The sequence below is a fragment of the Candidatus Gracilibacteria bacterium genome (genome assembly GCA_010119145.1).
Lineage (GTDB): Bacteria > Patescibacteriota > Gracilibacteria > BD1-5 > UBA6164 > JAACSU01.
The window spans coordinates 19,886-38,757 of record JAACSU010000009.1 but is presented as its reverse complement, the minus strand read 5'-3'; the positions used below and the strand labels follow the sequence as shown (position 1 = coordinate 38,757).

Here is an 18,872-nt window from a genome sequence, read left to right as displayed (position 1 = left end):
TTTTATTATTTAAAATCTTGTAATTGTTTTTCATCAAGCTTCCAGTTATATAATCAAATCTGAGAATCAGAAACTCCGTATACATTCTCTCAAATATAAAGAGCCCTTTTAATATTTTTATCTTGAAATTCCCAAGATTTATCTCCAACATACTGCCAAATACTACTATCTTTATAACAATAATTTGGTACATATTGACGTATTGATGGTGACTCACAAACTATTTCCCCATTTAAGAGCTCACGACAAATCGGTTCGCTACTTTGTGCACTATATTGTAAACATTCTTTTGTTCGAGCCTCCTCTAGTCCAGTCATATCTATATGAGTAGTTTTACCAAGAACCTCAATACCAGATTCGAGATCTATTTTTATGGCATACATACCATTAAAATAATCAGTTAAAGTATAACTATCATCTCTTTCACTCAGAGTAACTGGAAGTAAGAGAGTTTTTCTCATATCATTCCATATAAACATTCTTGGATTAGTGAGAGCTTCACTATAACTTCATTTTCAACCAAGAGTTTTTGTGTGAGTTTGTTCTACAATGATTCCTTTATAATCTCAATTGTTACATTTTTTTACTTGCTCAACACTCAGTCACGCGTCACCACATTTTTTATCATAATTAATAGTATATAAATCAACTTTGATTCAAGAACTTTGTGTTCAACCATTCAAATTTGTTTCTGTATCATACCCAAGACCTATCAAATGATTTTCGTCATATGGGTGAAGATATGTAGAAAATCCTGGAATCTTTAATTCTCATAAAACTTTTGGATTGAGCGTGTCGGAAATATCAATTGCAAATAGTGGATCAATTTGTTCAAATGTCACAAGAAATAGTTTATCTCATATGAATCTACTAGATTGAAATCATTCTCAAGGAGCAAGATTTTCCAGTGAAGATATCTTCTTGAGATCTTTGTTTAATACATATAGTGAAGTAGATCGCTCAGGAAAAAATGAACTTGTTATAATCCTAAAATTACCATTAAATTCATCCATTGAATATTGACTGAGTGGAGCTCCTGGGATGAGCGTTGAATCTAGGTATTTAATTTTTTGCTGGTCGATACTGAGTTTATGAATAAGGGTATTTTGATTTCATCCCCAAAAGAATGGTCGAGCACAGATTGCATTTATTGGACAAGAAAAGTCTCAAGCAGAATACAGAGACTCTGTCATATAGAGGTTATCCTGACTCATATGTATTTCACTATTATTTCAAGCTATAACTTTAGTTTCAACTTTTGTTTCTATATCTTGAATATTGATAGTACTTATAATATTATATCCGGGATTAAAACCATTATTTTTTATAGTCTCTGCATCCGGGAAACTATATGATATATTATTACAATTTGTGACACTTCAACCAATTGCTTGAAACGGAAGTGATTTTTTTGAAATGATGAGGTTTTGTTTAGCACTATCTTGGGTTCGTGTTATCTCTAGTTTTTGAGGAAGCATTTTTTTTACATCAAAATCTATATCTTCTGAACTATTGAGATTATAATATGGGTATTGAAATGAATTGCTTGAAATAACATAAAGGGTTTCCCCTATAAGTCGAGATTGTTTATAATCTCAGTCTGAACTATAGAGTTTTATAAGTTCTGGTTTAGATTTATTTTTCGTATCAAATATGATACTATAGGTTTTAGCATTTCTGTTTATATAATATCAAAAACTTGTAAAATCAGTCTGACTATATCCTGATGAGACAATTATAAGTCTCTCATTTGATATATAGAGCTCAGGATTATAAAATGATTTTGGGAGTGTTATGGTATTTAAAACCTTAGGAGTTGTTTCTTGATTTCAGGCCTCTATAATAGAAACTGAGCTTTCTGTTTGGTTATAATAATAGATATACTTCCCATCAGTTTTAATAATATCAGCCTCATCAACTCCCTTTACTTGAGTATTTGTCTCAGAATAGCCTCATCATTGATTTGAGAGTCAATCCTTTGAACTTGGACTTGATACTGCATCGTCAGCAATAGACTCCATTACTTCTGGACCACCAAAATAATTATATATCGGATATGGGTTTTGATTTTCTTTCCAATATTTTTTATAATAGTCCTGCATCACTGTTTCAAATGCCTGACAACTTTCAAAACTTTCAAGTGTAATTTCACGAGAAAGTATCTCAGTATTTTCATTATCTAATGCATCTATAACTGATGTATTTTCACTCACTGCAAACGCACTTGGTGAGAATAAAGCTAAGAGGACAATATATTTAAAAAATGTTTTCATAAGGAGTAAAATGAGAAAATAAAATTATTTCTGGAGACAACTTTCTATTTCTTCAAGGAAACATACTTTATTACTTGGGAAACTACAATAGTTTCCGTCATCAGATACCACTCACATATTTTCTTCACAAACAAGTGTATTATCTCACTGGGGAGGAGCATCTGACATCATCATACGGCTCTCCATCATATTTAAATTCTCTGCAGGAGTGTCTTGCATATCATCAGCTTGAGTATCCATCATACTTGCAGCAGAGGGAGAATTAGAAACATCTTGAATGGGTTTCATTATTTCATCTCTGTTTTCTTCAGGAGGGAGCGCTTGAACTGGATTAGAATCTTTTGGTTTTTCTATGTTTCTCGGATTTGATTTGGCTACTTTCTTTTGTGTGGGAACTTCAATATTTTCTTGAGGAGTATCATTCTCTATTCACATTATTTCATTCTCAAACATCTCAATACTTGAATCAACTATATCTTCAAATTGAGCATCAAATTCTTGGGACCCTTTCATTTCAATCTGCAAACTATTAGATCGTTCAGCACGTTTCAATGGGTCAAATCAAGTTTTTTGAATATCGTAGAGTGAATACAAGAGAGAAAATGCAAAAACAGTTGTAAATATGACACCTGCATATTGGAACCACGAGAATCATTTTGGTTCTAAATCAGATTGAAGTTCATGTAAATGTTCTAACTTATTTCTCAGTTGGTTTTTAAACTGCTTATTAGGTGACAGATCGTTTTGAAGTCACTTAAGGTTTTCTAGTTCACGAGAAATATCTCACTCAGAGATATCTGGAAAAAGTTCTTTGTATTCTTGGAGTATTTTATTAGGTAAATTCATTTATATAAAAAATATCAATATTATGAGAAGTGATACATTTGCCTGTATCTTCTCAAGCGTTCTTTTGTATATTTGTTTGCAATTATCTTCTTTTTTTCAAGTAATTTCAGCAATTTCTTTATAACTGAGTTCATCCCATACTTTCAAAATAACTATTTCTTCCTCAATTGGTTTCAGATTTTTCAAAAATACTAACACTTTTGCAAGTGTATCTTTGTTGTCAATTTGACTCCCTATATTCTCACTTATTCACATCTCGGCGATATCATCCAGTTGTACTTGTTCTTTTGCAGAGCGATAGTAATCTATAACCATATTAGCTGCTATTGTATAAATCCAACTCTTGAAGCTTGCTCATTCTTGAGTCTCAAAGTTTTCAATTCATTTCAGTGCCTTCATCCAAATCTGGCTCGTCAAATCCTCTGCTACTTCTCTCTGACTTGTTTTTCTCAGTACATACGCAAATATTTGATCAATATACAAATCATATAAGCTTCAAAAGGCAGAAAAATCTCAGTTCTGATATCTAGTTATGTAATCTCGCTCTTGCATATATTACAACGAAAAAGTACAAATAAAGTGACAAAATCATTCTTATCATAATGATTTCACAGAAATGAGAAGGAAATATATTTGACAAATAATATTATTTATTAATATTAATTTATCATTCAATAAATAAAAAATATGACAACAAGCAAAAATATAACTTCCAATCAACAATCAGTACAAGATCTCAGTCAAGAAAATGTGCCAACAATAAATCTTGAAAGAATTCAGGATAGAGCTTGAAAAGAAAATACGGTACTCAGTGCAATACTCGGTGTAACTACTTCACAAAACAAAGATTCTATAGTATCAATTATTTGAGACACAGACACTATTGTATTGGAACTAATAGAAAGTTATTGTCTTAATAATAATATATCATACCCTGCCTCGATTAAAAGTTTTCTATGAAAATTTAAAGCTGTAGACTTTTGAGTTCACTGAATAGAACATTGAAACGAAGAGAAGTTAGAAGAAATACTCCTAAAGGCTACGCTTCTTAAGCTTCTCATGAGTTCACCAAAAAACCTCATACTTATCGAAATTTGAGTTTGATCAATAATCACAGAAATTGAACTGATTAAAAAAATTAAATCTTTCAGTAAAGAGAGAGTAGAAATCTATATAAATCTTCTCACGAAATAAAAAGATACATTACACTAATCCCTTCTCTTTCAAAAACGCATCAATAGAAACCTCTCTGCCAAAAAAGTCTTGGAATAATTCAGAGGCTTTTTTTGTACTTCCGGCTGAGAGCATGAGGTCGTGAAATTTAGTTGCTATTTCTGGTGAAAATACATCTCAAGAGCTTTTAAATGCTTGCCACACTTCTTTTTCGATGATTTCTGCCCACATGTAGCTGTAATATCCCGCAGCGTAGCCTCAGTCAAATATATGGGTAAAGGTAGTGTGTGGAGAATAGGTATCTGAAACTGGAAATATTGAGTTTTGTTCAGCATTTTTTCTAACTCTTGCATCGAGTTCAGCTTCAGAAGTTGGAATACCTTCACTATGTAGACTCATATCAAGCATCGCGTAGGTATTTTGAGCAAGTATCATCTGAGCATTTCAAAACATCTCAAGAATTTTAAGTTTTTCTAACATAGCTTTTGGTATTTCATCTCAGTTTTCGAAGTGTTTTGCAAAGAGTTTCATTCCTACTTCATCGCGTGCCCAGTTCTCAAGAAGCTGACTTGGGAGCTCCACAAAGTCATGTTCTACATGAAATCCAGAAAGTTCTGAATGCTCAGAAATAGAAAGCATTTCATGAATAGCATGACCAAATTCATGATATAGTGTTTCAACATCAGAGAGAGTAAGAAGTGTAACTCCATCTGTTCATTTTTGAAAATTACAGGTATTTAAAACTATCTTTTTATATGCTCCATGTTTCTCTCTTAATAGGTCAGCCCAAGCCCCTTGTCTCTTAAGTGGAGTGTAAAAAAAGTCTGTAAAATAATAAGACAGAAATGTTCCATTTCTGTATACTTCATATATTTCTACATCCTCACTATAACTGACTATATCAGTTTTTTTCATCTCTATATTATAGAGTCTTTGAGTTGTTTCAAAGAGTCCAGCGAGTACATTTTCATACACAAAATACTTCTTGAGCTCTCTACTATCAAAGGTATATTTTTCTTGTTTGAGTTTATTTGCGTAATACCCTAAATCCCATATATCCAGTTCTTTAAGATTGAAATATTCTCGTATTTCCTGTAATTCTAGTATAGCTTTTGGTCGTGCTTGTTCAGCTATTTCTCAAAATAGGTTCTTAACTTGTTCTGGTGATTCTGCCATTTTAAAATGAAGCGATAGTTCAGAGTAGTTTTTAAAACCAAGTAGCACTGCTTTTTGTTCCCGTAGTTTCAGTATTTCTAAAATTATCGGATTATTGTTGTATTTCCCTGTAGTAGCAAAACTATTTCGAGACTCGTAAAAGTGCTTTCTCACGGAACTATCAGAGCAATATTTCATAATAGTACCATAGGAAGATCCAGAAGCATCAAAGAGGTATCATGCTACTTTCTTATTCTCAGCGTTCTTCTGTGCCACTGCCTTATCGTCATCTGGAACTTCTGAAATAATAGATTCATCTGTAATTATGTATTCAAATTCATTTTGTGAATCGAGTGCATTATTGGAAAACTTTTGTGAAAGTTCTGAGAGATCTTTATTTATTTTTTTGAGTATTTCTTGCTTCGTTTGATCAAGCGCTATTCATCTGACTTCATATGATTCTATCTCTTGATCTAGGATTTTTATTTGTTCTTGGCTTAAATCAGTACCATTTCGTACAATCTTCACCATCTCGAAATATCTCTTTGAATAAGAAATTTCATTTCCAAAGTCTATATATTCAGGTTCAAAATCTTCAATTATTTTTCGAATCTGCTCATCATTATTCACTCCTTGATAGTGACCAAGAATACTAAAATAATACCCAAGTTCTGAAAACTCTTCAAATAACTCATATGTTATTTCAGTATCAGGAGTCGCTAATTTAATGGCAAAATCCTGTTTTTCTTCTTCAAGTAGTTCTTGAAGTATTTCTGGAGCACAAAGTAAAGCTTCTTTAGTATAAAAAAACTTCAGATTAGGAAAATCTGTATTTTTGAGTTCATCTCTTATTTGTTGTTTAAGACTGAGCATTGCTAATAATAGTTTGAATAATATAATAGTGGTAGTCTACTCAGTTTTTTTTGTTTCTCAATTCACTCTATGCACAAAAATGATACGGCAATTCTCTTCCTCAAATGACTTTTTAGTGCTGTTCAAATTTGAACCTGAGTACTTGCTCTATTTATAGGTTTTGAGAAAATTCAATCATTTCTCATATTTATAGCGTGAAGAGAATTAAGTGAAGATTCAACTGACTTTATAGCCCTGCATATGCTCGATTTTGCGAATAATATATCACTCAGTGTAGGGACATTTATAGCACTCTATATTATAGTGGAGTGAGCCACAAAGCTCTTACTTATTTGGGGAGTGTATAAGGAAAATAAGATTATTATACCAATTGCATTTATTATTTTCGGCTTAGTTATACTTTATCAAGTTTATCTATTAATTACATGACACTCTCTCTATATTATATGATTTATACTTCTTGACTCTCTCTTGCTTTGGGTTATTTGGAAAGAGTACAAAAAAATACTAAATAAATTTTAGACTATTTATGATAGCTTCTTTCTCTTTCTATTTCATTACATCTATACACTTGCTCTAATAGAACTATGCATCACATCCTCAAAAAGTTCCATACTTGGCTTGCTTGCTCATTTAGATAACATCTCACCAATGTATTTTTTCATAACTGGGCTCTCTATAATCCCTCCTGATTGCTGAACTTTATTCCACAGTTTTTCCTGTAATATATCACTCCAAATATAACTATAAAATCAAGCAACATAGGTTCAAAGAGGACTATGAAATAAGTTATAAAAATTACTTGCTAAATCATAATCAGTCCTGTCTACTGTCTGTAGTGGAGTTAGCTGAGAATAATAACGATATCCTATTTTACGAAGTTCTTCTATACTCTTTGGAGGAAATTCTCAATGAATTTCTAAATCAAAAAGTGATCGCTGTATTCCATCTAAAAATGATATTTCCTTCCCTAAACTCGCTGATTTTTGGAGAGAGGACAATATTTCATCAGATATAGACTCACCAGTATCTTCATGTCTCATATAAAGATTAACTACTCATCTATCCAAAATTAAATTTTCATTAAATTTACTTGGGAGTTCAATTGCATCAGCTTCTACTTCAAATCCAGATAACTGAGAGTAGTTTTGAGGTGACAAAAATTCATGAAGCATATGTCCAAGTTCATGAAATATTACTCGTACATCGTAAGCTGAGAGGTAGTTTTTTCCATGTGTAGATTTAGAAAAATTACATACATTTGTCATTATCTTATGTCAATCAGTAGATTTTTTTAATGCATCAGCCCATCAACCAGGTCTTTTCCCAGAATCAGCAAAAAAATCAGGCATATAGTATCAAAGTTTTCTTCACTGATATGAAACACTAAATACCTGAACATCTCTATCGTATGTACGTATATCTGTTTTCTCAAATCTTACACCATAAACTTCTTCCAAGGCTTCAAAAATTCATTGAATTATACTTTCGAATTCTAGATGTTTTTGAAGCTCTTTTTGGTCAATTCAATAGTTATCTTCACTGTATTTTCTAAAATAATACTGATAATCAACGACATTCAACTCATTCAAGCTAAAATAACTACATATTTCTTTTACAACATTTTTTCCCGTCTCGCTATATTCAAGAGCATATTCACTATACATTGAAACAACTTCTTCAGGACTAGTTGCCATCTTTGTAGAAAAAGAAACATCAGAGTATCTTTTCTTTCACATTAATTGGGCTATTTCAGATCGGAGCTGAATCATTTTTAGAGCTATTTCCGCATTATTATCTCATCAAAGAGTTGCTCCTGCAATATACACCTCTCTACGAATATTTTCATCATCACAAAATTTTAGTAAAGCTCATTGATTTGCCATATTAAATGAAAAAATATACCCTTTTTTTCATTCTTTTTCAGCAAGCATAAGAGCCTCTTTTATAAGATGTTCCGGCATATCAGATAAAACACTATCATCAATAATATGAAATGAAATTTCACTTCGACTATTCGTAATATTACTCATATATTCTTGTGACAGGCTTCATAAAGTTTTTTTATGCTTTAGATAGTCTGTCTTTTGTTGATCATTGAGATGTACTCCATTTTGTTCACATTTTTCTTTTTCTAAATTAAGTACTCTTGTTTGACTTGAGTTTAATTCTCTATGAGCTAAAACGAAACAAATTCTTTCAAAATAACTATAGCTTTGGTATTTTCTATCTTGAAATTCTATAAAAATTCATTCAATATTTTTAAGTACATCTTCATTTATCTCAGTTTTTCTACAATTTTTAATATGATACAAAAAGTTATAAAAACATTCTGCATAGCTGAAATATATAAAATTCTCAAACTCTAAGTCATTTACATTCTTTTGTAATACTGTCTCAAAAACCTCAGATTCCTCAGCGAGAATTAATTTAAAAGCATCAATAGAAACTGAGAGAGCTTGAGCAGAGAATAAAAATTCTAAATCTGGAAAACATTCCTTTTTAATTTCACTTATTATTCTATCTTTCAACTCTAATACACTTATAACTTCTCAAGCAGCTTGATAAGTATTTCAAATTTGTAAGATACCATCATTTTCTATTATTCAAGATTCTCGAAGTTGTAGCATAAATAATATTAATCAACTTTTGTTTATTTATGATAGCTACTTCCTCTTTCTATTTCACTACATCTATACACTTGCTCTAATAGAACTGTAAGAGCTAAACTATGTGGAAGAATCATTTTTCAAAATGATAGCTCAAGATCAATAGCATTTTTAAGTACACTATAATCAAGTCCATTTGCTCATCAAATAGCAAATATTATTTTTTTTCCAGAATTTTTTTGAGTCTCAATAATATTTCAAAAATCTTCTGTTGAAATATTATTCCCATTTGGAGAAAGTATTATCTTGTATCAAGATTCTTTCTCAAGTTTACCCCCTAAAATCTTGCTCTCAGAGTCAATAATTTGCTCCGGAGTTCATCTTTTTACTGGTTTCAACTCTATGAGCTCTATTGTTTTTCACAGTCTTTTTTGATACTCTAAAATAGCATCTTTAAAATGCTTATGTGAATCGGCGAATATATATATTTTAATCATAATTACCAAATCGGGTATTGATCAGCAGTAAGTCAAGATGTATTATAATCAAAATCATAGTTATTAGCCACATCAGTTGCTGCTACATTCCATCATGATAAATTTGAAGAAAAAATTGTAGCCCCTCTAAACATTTGCTGCATTGAAGTAACTTTGCTAACATTCCACGATGATAAATCAGAGCTAAACGCTACTGCTGCGAAAAACATTTGATACATATTGGTCACATTTATAACATTCCAAGTTGAGAGATTGGAGTTAAAATTGTTGGCTGATCTGAACATTTGAAGCATATTAGTAACCTTTCAAACATTCCACGATGATAAATCAGAAGTGAAGAGTGTAGTTCCATTAAACATGTAAGACATATTTGTAACATTAGATACATTCCAATTTGAGAGATCAGAAGTGAATGTAACAGCATTTCTAAACATCTGACTAGTATTTGTAACGTTGGTAAGATTCCAAGAGGATAAATCAGAGTTAAAGTTACTTGCAGCAAAAAACATTCATGAAGTATTCGTAGCATTTGCAATATTCCACGCAGATAAACTGGAATTAAAACTAGCTGCATCTCTAAACATTTGAGACATATTTACGACACTTCACATGTTCCATCAGGAAACATCTCAGTTGAACGCAGTTGCTCAAAAAAACATATTTGAGGTATTAGTAACACTTCATAGATTCCACGCAGATAAGTTTGAGTTGAGACTGGAAGCATTTCTAAACATTTGAGACATGTTAGTAACCGACTCAAGTCAGATGGTATTGTTTGGAACACTCAGAAGGTTCGTTGCTCAAAAAAATGATGATCACGCAGATGTCCATCAGACATTTCACCATTGGATAACCGATTCAATTTTTTCACAAGCTACGTTTGAATTACAAAGATGCTGAGGCATATTTCACGTAATTTCAATTCTATATTTTCAAGGACTTGGGAGGTTGATATTTGCAGCTGCTGTAAGTCAAGTCAAACTTCATGTCTGAGTTTTATCAGTGATTTTTTCATAATATAAATTATAATTTGCTCCTCAACCAGCAACTGGAATTGTGAGAGTTGAGGTTCATAAGGAATCCCAAATTGACACAAAGGTATTCGCTGGATAACTAGCTTCTACAACAGAACTGACATCTATAATTTCAGAAATAGTGATTAAATCAGTATTGAGTCATCATTTTTCAGATTGAATGAGTGAATTTACAAATCAAACTATCTTTGATTGAGTGTTATACGTTCTAAAACTATTATAATCATTAATGCTAGATGCATTAGAATCAACATAATAATCTCGCAAATTCGTTCAAAAACTAACTTTTCCACCGATTCATGAGAGTCACTGTAAGCTTCAAGAGTAAACGAGTGGAATTGTATATCAAGAAACACTTCCAGGAATAAAATTAACGGTTCAAGTATGTGAATTTTCTCATTTTAATTTACCTGCATATACTGCAGGAAGATTATTTCATCCTGGAAGTGAAAAATTATTTTGGGATATAAGTGAAGAGATATCAGTAGCTTGATTCGTATTTGTGATCAAAGTAGGAACTCAAAAAATCTGAATATTACCATTTTGGATATCTGATATATATTTTTTATTATAGTTTCAACTACTATATACAGAAAATGGGTTGTCTGCATGAATTTGAGTAAAAATGGAAGACTCAACTCAAAATATGCTCTGTTTTTCCATGAGAGCAGCTAGTTCAAATTCTCTCCTTGTTTGAGTCACAGCATATTGGTACTGTGTTTTATAAACAGGGTCAAGAGGAATCTCAGAGACCCTTTGAACTGTATTTTTAGCTTCTTCTCAAAATGTTCACTGAATCCAAAGAACATTTCAATTATTTGAGAACTCAACACTATCATCAGGATCTGGATACCTTCCCGTTTCGAGTTGATAATATTCTAAACCTCGCGAAATAGTATTTATATCGCTTAATCGAGCACTGTCTCTTGCTGAAACAGCAAATCACTGAAGACTAATAAATCCTATCGTTCAAAGAATCGATAGGATTGTTATCACTACTATGAGTTCAACGAGTGTAAAGGCTTGTATCTTAATATTATATAACATATTTGAATATGACCTTAAAAGATAGAATTATACTACATTTATAAGGATTAAGAGGCTTCTTGCAAGGATAGTACATTGACTTAATAAAATTTAAACTTTTGGCTTATCAAAATTACTAAAACATTATAAGCTAAATAATTATGTAATTTAAAATTAAACACATTTTATTTAATATGCTCATAATATTTTAAAAAACTGGCTCTTTGCTTGAAGATCATCCAGGGCTTCTTGTACATTTGTATCGTTGAGGCTTCATTCTATTGTTGTCCAAAATCCATAGGTAAAATGTCCAGTTCCAAGTGGAATACTCTCAATTTTTGTCATATTTATTGAATACTTTGAAAATACTTCTAGACAGTTATATAAACCACCAGGAATATGATTACTTTCAAAAAGAAATGATATTTTATTTTTTGTTGGAGTATATGATATTTCATCATTTCATTTTTTGATAACTATCAAAAATTTAGTAGTATTTCACTCTTGATCTTGAATATTTTCATCTAAGATATTCAGATTATAGAGCTCAGCTGCAAGTGTAGAAGCAACAGCTGCTACTCATCTTTTTTGTTTTTCTGATATCATTTTCGCTGCTCAAGCTGTATCTCCAAATGGTTTTGGAGTAATATTTTTGTTTCTTAAGTATTGATGTGTTTGACTCAGTGCTTGATGATGAGAATAGGCTTCAGAAATATTAGAAATATCATCTTCTAAACTCAGTAAACAATGCTGAACTTCGAAGTCATATTCACCAATAATGGTATGATTATGACTTAAGAAATGGTACACGTTTGCATGTATACTTCCAGCATAAGAATTTTCTATTGGAAGAACACCAATATCTCAAGCACTTATTTTTTCCCAAACGCAGTCAAAATCAACCTGTCATATAATATCCTCAATATCAACTGAGAGATGAGAAACAATATTTTTAGAAGCAAGATGACTGTATGAACCAGGCTCTCCTTGGTAATAGATTTTCATAGTTATTTATTTGTATTAATTATATCGTACTCATCAAGTACACATTCTCAATAAGTTGCGAGTGTAAAACTCTGAGAATCAAAGGAAACTAGAACTCATGAAATTTTATCTCAGCTATATATGTTGTGAGCTACTATTTCTTTTCAGATACTGTTTTTCAATATATCTATTTGTTTTCACATCAAATAAATAACTTTATCAGTATATTTTTGACCTATTTCGCAGTTCTCTATACCTAAAAAGTCTCTAGCTGACTCGATATCTAAGCAAAATTTTTCTTTATTCCCAGACTTTACAGATGTATGAAAATTTTGAGCTGTATCGAGAAACTTTTCATGTACTTCAAGAATTTCATCATTAAACATTTGAATATCTGCGTAGAGTGCTGGATTTTGACCAAGGTATCGCTCTACACTTGATATCATGAGCTTATAAATGGGAGAAACAAAATCCATCGAATCTCAAATATTGCATCAGAGTCGCTTCATCGTTTCTCACACAACAAACATATTGAAGTGAGTTAGTCACTGAACTATTGCCATCATTTTATCATGATATATTGGAGTGGATTCTATAACTTTTGCATGCTCTCAAATGAGAAAATCTTTCAAATACTTATAACTTTGCTCATTTTTAACATTCTCATCTGGAGTGAGCACAATAACCTGTCCTGCAATTGAGCTTAAAAATGGTCCAAACATAGGATGGCTCGGAATCACGATTATATCATCCCGTTTTTGAAGTGCTTTGGATGGAAATTTTTTAATACTCGTCACATCAGCTGCAATAGCTCCAGATTTCAAATATGGAAGCGTTGTTTCAATAATTGAAAGTGTTCGAGAAATTGGAACACTATATATGACAATATCAGCATCTTTAACAGCCTCAATGTTGTTGTTTAAAAAAATACATCATAGCTCTTGTGAAACTCAATGTCATTTTTCTACATTATTTCATGTAATCGTGAGATGAATACAATCTCAAAAGTTTTTAAGGGCATACGTCGCTAACCATTTTCAAAAACCATCGGTTCATCACAGAATACTTACTTTATATACTTTTGTCATGACTCTTGTAAAAAATAACGGTAAATGGAAATACTACTACTGCTTGAAATATTCTCCTGAGTCTCTTAAGTTTATTTGGACTAGTGAATATACGATAGAGCCACTCAAATCAAGCAGATCTCCAAGCTTCTGGTGCTCTCTTTTGAAATCAAACGAAGTAATCAAAGGATGAACCAACTCAAAGACCAAGATGGAGATTTTTACATTTTTGCAGTCACTCTAAAACAGAAACTTCCTGTTTTTTCATTCCGAGAGTAGAAAATAGGACTTTTGCTTTTGAATCAGCTATTTTGTTAAATATTTCATTTTTATTTTTTTCACTATACACATAGTGATCAAATTTTAGATTGGGGAATACTTTTTTGAGATTTTTGGAAAAATGTTTTTGAGCCATACACTTTGCCTCATCTTCTGGGAAAAATGGATCTAAAATAGCGATACTGATTCAGGTAGCTTCACAAAAATACACGAGGTCCTCTGTAATATCGCTTCAACAGATTCTATCTCAGTATTTTTTATACAGAGCAAATTTTCAAAAAAAGAGATTCAAGAAGTAATACGGAAACAAAATAATATTCACTATTTTTGGATAATTATTTCATTGAATTTGGTATCCCAAGTACAAACCTATACCATCACTCGTGAGATAATCGGCTTCTTGTAGAATATGTAAAAACTCAGCATCTTGAAGTGTAGCGAGACACATTTCAGGATTTGGAGTAAAAATAGACTTTCCTTTTTTAATGTCCTTTTTAGATAGATACTTTGTTATCTCATTAAAAAACTTCGGATATCGGTATCTGTGTATTTCTAGTTCAAATATTTTCATAAAAAGTTGGTCTCTATTTTTGACTGTAAGATATATGTATGATATTCTTATTATAGAAATTAAATCTTAAAAACAAGTTATGTCTTTTTTCAAACTCCCAGAGCATACACAAGAAGCAATGTGACTGACTACAAACTCTGTAGCAGCTTGATTAGTGGATTCAGTTTTGGCAGATGTGGAAAAACTTCAGATTCCTACTACTACCCAACTTTCTGAGTATCAATATAACGCAATTGAAAGATGACTTGCAATAGCAGCTTAATACACGGTTAAACCCTTAACTCAAAAATTGCGCCCCTTTGAGTTATCAAAAAATCCTTTTTAAAAAGGATTTTTTTATAGAACTTTTATAAGTTCAGAAACACTTTCTCGAGTATTACTCACTACTACTTCTTGTGACAAAGAGCGAAATACCCAATCTGGAAAATCAAGGAGCACTGGTATTTTATCTGAAATATTTACTTCTTTCCCACGAGACATAAGAACTAATCATCCATCATCTGACTCATAACAATCAACTTCTCAATCGTGCCTTGATAATAAAAATGTCTTTGAATACAGTTTGGTATTAGACTCATTCTGAAATGAAAACTGAATGTTAGTACCTCAAGTATCAAAATTTTTCATCACTTTAATACGAGAAATTATATCCTTGGCAACAAAGATTCGTTTATTTTCATTTCATTTTGAAACTTCTGAAAAGTTTGAAATCTCTCTAGTCATCTAATACATCTTTAAAAAAGATATTATGCAATTGTATATATTTACAATAAAAACAACAATCTGTATTTATTTTTATGTTAAAAAGTATTGAGAATGAGCCTATATTCTTATTATTTTAATAAAAAATTCTTTAAGAAATTAATTACTCTCTGAGGAATTATACTTTGTAGTGCTGCTCATCTTTCTTGAATACTTCTCATTCCATGCCTTTTTATGTATCAAAATCTTCATATGTAAGTTTTTGCAAGTGATGTACTTTCAGAAAATCATCTGGGAAGCACGCTTTGAGTTGAGATATATGATTCTACCTCAATTCAAGCTTCTTCGAATTTTTGAGTAGCTCTTGCTTCATGAGAGTTCTCTCAGACTAATGTGATAGAAGTATCATGAGCTAATATTTGTTTTACTCTTTCGGCATTTTCTTGAGTGGTATTAGATTGGTCTTCTAAGACTATGTCCACTCATTGCATGATTTTTCAAATTTCTCATTTTTCCAAAATATTTTTCATATGTTCTGCCTCTGAAACAGTATCACCACTTGGATTTCATCATGTTAAAATAACCTGACTTATTCTATCAATATCGACTCCTTTTTCTGCATGTATTCTCTTTTGAAGTTGAATTATCCGAGCAATACTTAAGGCAACTTCTCTCCTTAATTCAGAGTTATTGTATCCGAGTGCAACTAAAACTTTACTTCTCTCGTCATCGGTTCATATAATATTATTTTCTTCCTGCATGTATTTTTAAATTATTTTTGAAGGAAATATTATTTAAAAGAATTCATATTCAAAATGAAAATAACTAATTAAAATAAATAAGTAAAAATTTAAAAAACTCCCTAAAAGTAGGAGTTTTTTATTTTCTGTAATTTTTGAAAAATCTTAGCTATGAAAATTTGAAGAACCCATTGCATATGTACTTGGACTGATTAACTTCTGTGTTCAATCTTTAACGGATGAAACAGCTACAAGAATCATAGGATTTTGCACATTATTATTAGCAGGAACAACTATGTCATCCTTATAGTCAATTGGTGAATAAGCAGTTAAAGAATCTTCTCCTCTAAGTTTGAATTGTGAAGTTGATGAACCTCATTGTCATTGAATAGTTACACTATCTTCTAATCCAATATTTTCAAAAGTGAAATCTACTCCATCTTGATCACCCAGGTAACTTCTATAAATTGTATTTTTCATAAGTTAATTATTATGTATTAATGAATATATATTAGCTAATAATATTTCTTTTTCAAATATATTATACAATATTTTAAGTTTATTCTGATTTATATTCCATGATTTTAGTTACTTCTCTAACACCGTTGACAAGCTCATCAACCTCTAAACTAAATACAGGATTTTCTTCTTCATCTCGAAGTGGTTGTCTTTCTCTATCAAGTACCTTTGAAGCTCGAACAAATGAACCTTCAAGTATTGTGAAAATATTATTTATTTCTCATTCTATTGCCGTTATAACTGCAGGACCTTCTATTTCTTTAAATTTTCATAATTGAGCTGATATTTCTCCAGCATTATCAATAGTTTTTTCTATCATTTCAGTACTCATAATTAAATTGTTTTAAAATGTATGAGTAATCATTATAATAAGAATAATACATTGCAAAAATATACTTTACGATAAAACAATGACAAGTCTTAAAAATAAACGGATAGCCATAGTATGTGATTGGATAAAAGATTGGGGGTGAGCTGAAATTGTACTCACGCAACTCCTTGAGATTTTCCCAGACGCTGATATATTTACGAGCGTATTTTGGCAACAAGATAATCCCCTTTTTGAGTGACGAAAAATAACAACAAGTTATATTCAGAAAATACCTGTACTCAATAAGTCTCATAAACTCGCGCTTACGCTCCGACCTCTTGCATTTGAGAGCTTTGATTTGTCTAAATATGATATTGTTATTTCTAGCACGAGTGCGGAAAGTAAATGAGTAATTACAAAACCTAACTGTCTACAAATTTGTTATTGTCATACTCCAACACGCTATTTTTGGAGTCACTATCATGAGTATCTCTCTATGATGGAATTTGGATTGCTTAATCCACTCGCAAAGTGGCTTATGCCAAAAATGATTCATAAACTCAGATTATGGGATTTTGTAGCTGCACAACGACCGGACTATTTTCTCGCAAACTCAAAAAATACACAATCTAGAATTTCTAAATATTATGACCGTGAGAGCACTGTTCTCTATCCATGTCTCGAGATTCAAAGTATTCCCTTTAGTTCTCAAAAAGAAGATTATTATTTTTATGCTGGAAGAGTGATTCCCTATAAAAAATTTGATCTATTAGTAGAGACTTTTAATAAAAACTGACTCCCTCTTAAAATAGTAGCAAATACAAAAAATAAATTATCAGAATATCTTAAAAGCATTTCAAAAGAGAACATAGAGTGGATATATGAAACAGATAATACTAAAATCAATATATTGCACTCAAAAGCAAAAGCATTTATATTCCCTCCTGAAGAGGACTTTTGACTGGTGCCTATTGCAGCTCAAGCAAGCGGAACACCAGTAATTGCCTACGGAAAATGAGGAGCACTTGAAACAGTAATAGATTGAAAAACGTGAGTTTTTTTCGAAACACAAACTTATCAAAGCTTACAAAAAGCCATAGACCAATTTGAATCCATGACTTTTGATGCATTTACTATTCGAAAACACGCTGAGAAATTTGATAAAAAAATCTTTAAAAATGAGTTACTTTGATTTATTGAAGAGAAACTAGATTCATAATTTGTCCTTAAATTTTGCGAATTCAATATCAGTTATTGAAGTTCATCTATAAAATGACTTCCATATATCTAAAGAAAACATATCTCGATTTCTTTCTCAAATTGTAGCATGCTTTCCGTCTCTGCCATCATATCCAATTTGATGACAATCACTTCAAAATGTAAGAATCAAGTCAAATTCTCGTCTCACTTTTAAAATAGCTTGTACCCATTCATATGATGCCTTTGTATTAATCTCAATAGCGTTTATTCATTGGTCGACATAGCTTCATATAGTTCGTTCAAATTCTGCAATTCATCATTTATTTCATCAAAAGGTAACGTTTGGATGAGCCATAGAAACGACTCATCCAGCTTTGTGGATAACTTCATGAACTGTTGTCTCAACACTTGGTTCGTATTCCTCAATTTCATATCAATATTCCTCATAAAGTGATCATTCTCTTTTGAGACATTCGAGGTAAAAAACTTCAATTAAGTTCTGATCTCCATCAAATCTATCTCATAAAATGTGTTTCATTTTTTCCTTGTTTCAAGGAATTGAATATAAATAATAAGCTAAAAACCATTTGTTTGCAGACTTTAATCCTCTCTGATATTTTCTTTGCATATAGTTTTCAAAATCATTCACATCTCACTTTATTCAAAATACTCAAAGTTTAGAAATCTGTCAATCATAGATATTTGCTTTTTTAAATCGAGTGTTTTCTAATATATCTTGGAGTGATTCACTCAATATAGCTGCATAACTGACGAGATGAAGACTTTTATCTACATCATAATTTCTTGCAGAAATTTCTACTGAATCACATGTTTCTATTCCATTGATTCTCAGTGAATCTTTAAAATCACTCGGAGATATAAAATCATGATCTGTAAGTGTTAGGAAATCAAGTCAAAGCCTTTTCGCTTCTCAAACGACTTCTTCGGGAGAGTTCCTTCAGTCACTGTTCGTAGAGTGACAATGCATTTCAATATTTTTCATAGCTCTATAAT

At 31.3% G+C, this 18,872-nt stretch carries 19 protein-coding genes; 4 read left to right on the top strand and 15 right to left on the bottom strand.

Going from position 1 to position 18,872, the window contains the following annotated elements; genetic code table 25:
* Positions 1-5 precede the first annotated feature (5 nt).
* The 3 genes from GW846_05305 to GW846_05295 are packed head-to-tail and all read right to left on the bottom strand — an operon-like array spanning position 6 to position 3,671.
* Positions 6-2,273: a hypothetical protein gene (locus GW846_05305; protein NDK10164.1), complete on the bottom strand. Its 2,268-nt coding sequence runs from the start codon at positions 2,271-2,273 to the stop codon at positions 6-8.
* Positions 2,274-2,297: 24 nt separating this feature from the next.
* Entirely contained in the window at positions 2,298-3,119 is an 822-nt protein-coding gene (locus GW846_05300; protein NDK10163.1) for a hypothetical protein, read from the bottom strand.
* Positions 3,120-3,671 (bottom strand): RNA polymerase sigma factor, encoded by a 552-nt coding sequence (locus GW846_05295; GenBank protein ID NDK10162.1) that lies wholly within the window; start codon positions 3,669-3,671, stop codon positions 3,120-3,122.
* Between the two features lie 135 nt (positions 3,672-3,806).
* On the opposite strand from GW846_05295, the gene GW846_05290 reads away from it, so the two are divergent.
* Positions 3,807-4,313: a hypothetical protein gene (locus tag GW846_05290; GenBank protein ID NDK10161.1), complete on the top strand. Its 507-nt coding sequence runs from the start codon at positions 3,807-3,809 to the stop codon at positions 4,311-4,313.
* Positions 4,314-4,322: 9 nt separating this feature from the next.
* Here the strand turns inward: GW846_05290 and GW846_05285 are convergent, their stop codons facing one another.
* A complete protein-coding gene (locus tag GW846_05285; protein NDK10160.1) occupies positions 4,323-6,320 on the bottom strand; it encodes a M3 family metallopeptidase in 1,998 nt (665 codons plus the stop codon).
* A 69-nt stretch (positions 6,321-6,389) separates the two neighbouring features.
* Between GW846_05285 and GW846_05280 the strand changes: the two genes are divergently transcribed.
* Positions 6,390-6,842, top strand: a complete 453-nt coding sequence (locus tag GW846_05280) for a DUF2127 domain-containing protein (GenBank protein NDK10159.1) — start codon at positions 6,390-6,392, stop codon at positions 6,840-6,842.
* 41 nt (positions 6,843-6,883) lie between these two features.
* Here GW846_05280 and GW846_05275 read toward each other — a convergent pair whose 3' ends face one another.
* From GW846_05275 to GW846_05250, 6 genes are all read right to left on the bottom strand, one after another.
* A complete protein-coding gene (locus GW846_05275) occupies positions 6,884-8,950 on the bottom strand; it encodes a M3 family metallopeptidase (protein NDK10158.1) in 2,067 nt (688 codons plus the stop codon).
* 23 nt (positions 8,951-8,973) lie between these two features.
* Entirely contained in the window at positions 8,974-9,426 is a 453-nt protein-coding gene (locus GW846_05270; protein NDK10157.1) for a 23S rRNA (pseudouridine(1915)-N(3))-methyltransferase RlmH, read from the bottom strand.
* A gap of 2 nt (positions 9,427-9,428) precedes the next feature.
* Positions 9,429-11,507 (bottom strand): BspA family leucine-rich repeat surface protein, encoded by a 2,079-nt coding sequence (locus GW846_05265; GenBank protein NDK10156.1) that lies wholly within the window; start codon positions 11,505-11,507, stop codon positions 9,429-9,431.
* A gap of 168 nt (positions 11,508-11,675) precedes the next feature.
* A complete protein-coding gene (locus GW846_05260) occupies positions 11,676-12,491 on the bottom strand; it encodes a hypothetical protein (GenBank protein ID NDK10155.1) in 816 nt (271 codons plus the stop codon).
* Positions 12,492-12,493: 2 nt separating this feature from the next.
* A complete protein-coding gene (locus tag GW846_05255; GenBank protein ID NDK10154.1) occupies positions 12,494-13,558 on the bottom strand; it encodes a prephenate dehydrogenase/arogenate dehydrogenase family protein in 1,065 nt (354 codons plus the stop codon).
* Positions 13,542-14,387, bottom strand: coding sequence for a WecB/TagA/CpsF family glycosyltransferase (locus GW846_05250; GenBank protein ID NDK10153.1), 846 nt, complete (start codon positions 14,385-14,387; stop codon positions 13,542-13,544). Before GW846_05250 ends, GW846_05255 begins: the two co-directional genes overlap by 17 nt.
* A gap of 79 nt (positions 14,388-14,466) precedes the next feature.
* On the opposite strand from GW846_05250, the gene GW846_05245 reads away from it, so the two are divergent.
* Entirely contained in the window at positions 14,467-14,649 is a 183-nt protein-coding gene (locus tag GW846_05245) for a hypothetical protein (GenBank protein ID NDK10152.1), read from the top strand.
* Between the two features lie 74 nt (positions 14,650-14,723).
* Here the strand turns inward: GW846_05245 and GW846_05240 are convergent, their stop codons facing one another.
* From GW846_05240 to GW846_05225, 4 genes are all read right to left on the bottom strand, one after another.
* Complete coding sequence (locus GW846_05240) at positions 14,724-15,110, bottom strand: hypothetical protein (protein NDK10151.1); 387 nt, start codon at positions 15,108-15,110, stop codon at positions 14,724-14,726.
* Positions 15,111-15,220: 110 nt separating this feature from the next.
* A complete protein-coding gene (locus GW846_05235; GenBank protein NDK10150.1) occupies positions 15,221-15,850 on the bottom strand; it encodes a hypothetical protein in 630 nt (209 codons plus the stop codon).
* 144 nt (positions 15,851-15,994) lie between these two features.
* On the bottom strand, positions 15,995-16,309 hold the full coding sequence (locus tag GW846_05230; protein NDK10149.1) for a hypothetical protein: 315 nt from the start codon (positions 16,307-16,309) through the stop codon (positions 15,995-15,997).
* Positions 16,310-16,388: 79 nt separating this feature from the next.
* Positions 16,389-16,679, bottom strand: coding sequence for a hypothetical protein (locus GW846_05225; protein NDK10148.1), 291 nt, complete (start codon positions 16,677-16,679; stop codon positions 16,389-16,391).
* Between the two features lie 79 nt (positions 16,680-16,758).
* Here GW846_05225 and GW846_05220 point away from each other — a divergent pair, with 79 nt between their 5' ends.
* Positions 16,759-17,877, top strand: a complete 1,119-nt coding sequence (locus GW846_05220) for a glycosyltransferase family 4 protein (protein ID NDK10147.1) — start codon at positions 16,759-16,761, stop codon at positions 17,875-17,877.
* On the opposite strand, the gene GW846_05215 is transcribed toward GW846_05220, so the two are convergent.
* Positions 17,866-18,861 carry a hypothetical protein gene (locus GW846_05215; protein NDK10146.1) on the bottom strand — a complete coding sequence of 332 codons (996 nt, stop codon included), beginning with the start codon at positions 18,859-18,861 and terminating at the stop codon, positions 17,866-17,868. The genes GW846_05220 and GW846_05215 overlap by 12 nt on opposite strands.
* Between the last annotated feature and the right edge of the window lie 11 nt (positions 18,862-18,872).